3 protein-coding genes and 1 pseudogene are annotated in these 2,562 nt (G+C 66.5%); 1 reads left to right on the top strand and 3 read right to left on the bottom strand.

Annotation, left to right across the window (positions count from 1 at the left end):
• The 3 genes from Q0W90_RS24190 to Q0W90_RS24180 all read right to left on the bottom strand — a co-directional run.
• Nucleotides 1-798 (bottom strand): FAD-binding protein (locus Q0W90_RS24190; protein WP_297777179.1); only part of this gene is annotated, 798 nt, incomplete at its 3' end.
• Between the two features lie 49 nt (nt 799-847).
• Nucleotides 848-1,348, bottom strand: coding sequence for a VOC family protein (locus tag Q0W90_RS24185; protein WP_297777177.1), 501 nt, complete (start codon nt 1,346-1,348; stop codon nt 848-850).
• A 135-nt stretch (nt 1,349-1,483) separates the two neighbouring features.
• Nucleotides 1,484-2,167 carry a TetR/AcrR family transcriptional regulator gene (locus tag Q0W90_RS24180; RefSeq protein ID WP_297698208.1) on the bottom strand — a complete coding sequence of 228 codons (684 nt, stop codon included), beginning with the start codon at nt 2,165-2,167 and terminating at the stop codon, nt 1,484-1,486.
• Between the two features lie 122 nt (nt 2,168-2,289).
• Here Q0W90_RS24180 and Q0W90_RS24175 point away from each other — a divergent pair.
• Nucleotides 2,290-2,562 (top strand): annotated as a pseudogene (locus tag Q0W90_RS24175) (nitroreductase family deazaflavin-dependent oxidoreductase); the annotation flags it as partial.

Below are 2,562 nucleotides of genomic sequence, written 5' to 3'. Positions count from 1 at the left end.
GATGTAGGGCGCGGCCAGGCCGTGATGCTTGGTGCGCCGCGGCTGGCCCAAAGCGGGAGTGTGCTCAGCAACCATCTCCGGATTCATCGCGAAACCGCCCGCCGCGACGATGACGGCTTTGGCCTTGACGGCGCCGGTTTCCGCGAAACGCTTCCACGCGACGCCGACCACGGCGCCGTCGTCGTCCAGGATGAGGTTGGTTGCCCCAGTCTCGTAGCGGACCTGCACGCCCAGCGCATCGGCGCGTTTGACTAACAGATCGATGACCATGGACGCACCACCCAACTCCCCGGGCACCGGCACGGAATGCCCACGCGGCGCGGGCTTGGCCCGCTCACAGAAGGGCCACACCTTTTCATTGCCCGTGTAGCTGAGGCCCTCGGTGCCCGGCGGGACGACGACTTTGCCCGGGTAGTAGCTGCGCTCGAACTGAAAGCCCAAGTCTTCCAGCCAATTGAAATGCTCGACGCTGCCGTCGCAGTAGGCGCGAATCTTGTCGAGTTCGGGCTCACGCGAGACCTCGACGAGGTACTTGTACATCTCCTCGGCGGAGTCGTCCTGACCGGTCGCCTGCTGCACCGCGGTGCCGCCACCGAGGTAAAAGTGGCCTCCGGCAAGCGAAGTGGTGCCGCCGGCGGCGGCCGCGCGTTCGAACACCAGCACTCGCGCGCCACCGGCCGCCGCGCTGACCGCGGCGCAGCCGCCGGCGATGCCGAAGCCGATCACCAACACGTCGACCTCGTCGGACCACGCCGTGACGTCGTTCGCACTGATTGTTGCCGGTATCTCGGTGCTCATTGGCGCCACTCCTCCTCATCGCCGCGCTCTGCATCGCCGTTGGCGCGGCTCAGCGCTGCTCTTGTTTGATGTAGTCGTAAAACGCCCTCATTTCGGGCGTGACGTACGCGAACTCCACGAACGGCACTCCCGCCTGCGGCGCCGCGACATAGGCGAATTGGATCCCTCCGGGCATCACGCCTTGCTGCACGACCGCGGCGCCCCGCTCGGCGGCCTCGACCAACGCCGCTTCGAATTGCTCGGGGCTTTCGGCCTCCATGCAGACGTGGTGCAAACCCGCCCCGCAATCGGACAAAAAGTCACTATAGATGTTCTGGCCGCGAACCGGCTGGATCAGCTCCAGTTGCATGTCGCCGAGGTAGCTCAGGGAGATACTGGCGACGAAATCGGCGGGCTTGCCGTGGTAGCTGCAGGCATCCGGAGCAAAGTGCACATCCGGTATGCGCACCCACTTCCGCACGCCTAACAGGCCGGTGAGGGCCGTTTCGGTGGCATCCAGATCGGTGGTAACCCACGCGATCTGCGTCGGCGATTCAACGGGGAGCGTCATCGTCTCGCAGAATAGCCCAGTCGCCGGGCCGCCAGAAAGGGCCCGAACGACTTTGCCATGCGGGCCCGCTCCGCGCCCGAAATCGCTGGGTGAACACGTTCTAATTACGCGCGGTCGCCGCGACGCGCCGCAGCATCAATGTTGGCTCAGCACGTCCACCAGCAGCCGCAGCTGGGTGTCGAAGAGCGCCGCCGAGTCGGTGAGGGTGTCGGCGCCGTATTGCCCGAACACTTCGAGGCTGATGGCGCCCAGCACGCCGGCCCACAGCAAGAAGCACTTGGCAAGCACCTGATCATCACCGGGGAAGCCGAATTCGTGCCGTATCCGTTCGAAATCGGATGACATCGGTTGCGGGGCAAGATCATTGGTCAGCCGGATGTCCCCGGTGGCGATTCCGGCCGCGACGGCGTCGAACAGGGCCGCGACCACCCGGGTGCCGACCGCGACGGTGCGCTCCGGCGGCGCGTGATATCCGGGAACCGGGCTGCCGTACAGCAGGGCCCAGCACGCCGGGTGTGCGACGGCCCATCCCCGGGTCGCCCGCGCAATCGCGATGACGTCGTCGCTCCACAGTTCTCCCACGGTGTCGCGCGCGCGCTCCACGGTGTCGGCCAGGTCGGAATAGGCGTCGACCAGCAGCAAGGTCAGCAGCTCGTCGCGGCTGGACACGTACCGGTACACCGCCGAGGAGACCATGCCCAGGTCGCGGGCGATCGCGCGCACCGACAGCCCGGCCGCGCCGCGGTCGACCAGTTGGCGGCGACCGAGTTCGATGATTCGCGCCTCGATCTGTTCTCGTGACTCCTGGCGTTTGCCCACGTGGCCAGTCTGACACAACCGAGAACACTGCTCTTGCTTTCCGAAGCGGGTTGTGGCAGCGTCAACAAAAGAGAGAGCACCGCTCTCAAAGATTCCGACGAGATTCGCCGAGAGGATCCACGATGTCCACACGCTATGACGAGCCGAACCGGGCCGCCCGCGCGGCCAACGCGGTGATCCGCTGGCTTGCCGAGGCGGGGATCAGCATCGCCGGGACCCGCGCGCTGCGGGTCCGTGGCCGCAAAAGCGGTAAACAGCGCGCGGTCGTGATCAACCTGCTGACGGTCGACGGCGTGGACTACCTGGTCTCGCCACGCGGCAACACCCAGTGGGCGCGCAATGTCCGGGCGGCGGCCGTCGTCGAGATGGGTCCGCGCTGGCACCGGCAGCGCGTT

Origin of the sequence: Mycobacterium sp. (assembly GCF_025933915.1) — a bacterium.
Taxonomy (GTDB): Bacteria; Actinomycetota; Actinomycetes; order Mycobacteriales; family Mycobacteriaceae; genus Mycobacterium.
Note: the sequence above shows the minus strand (reverse complement) of the source record. Positions and strands in the feature narration are given on the sequence as shown.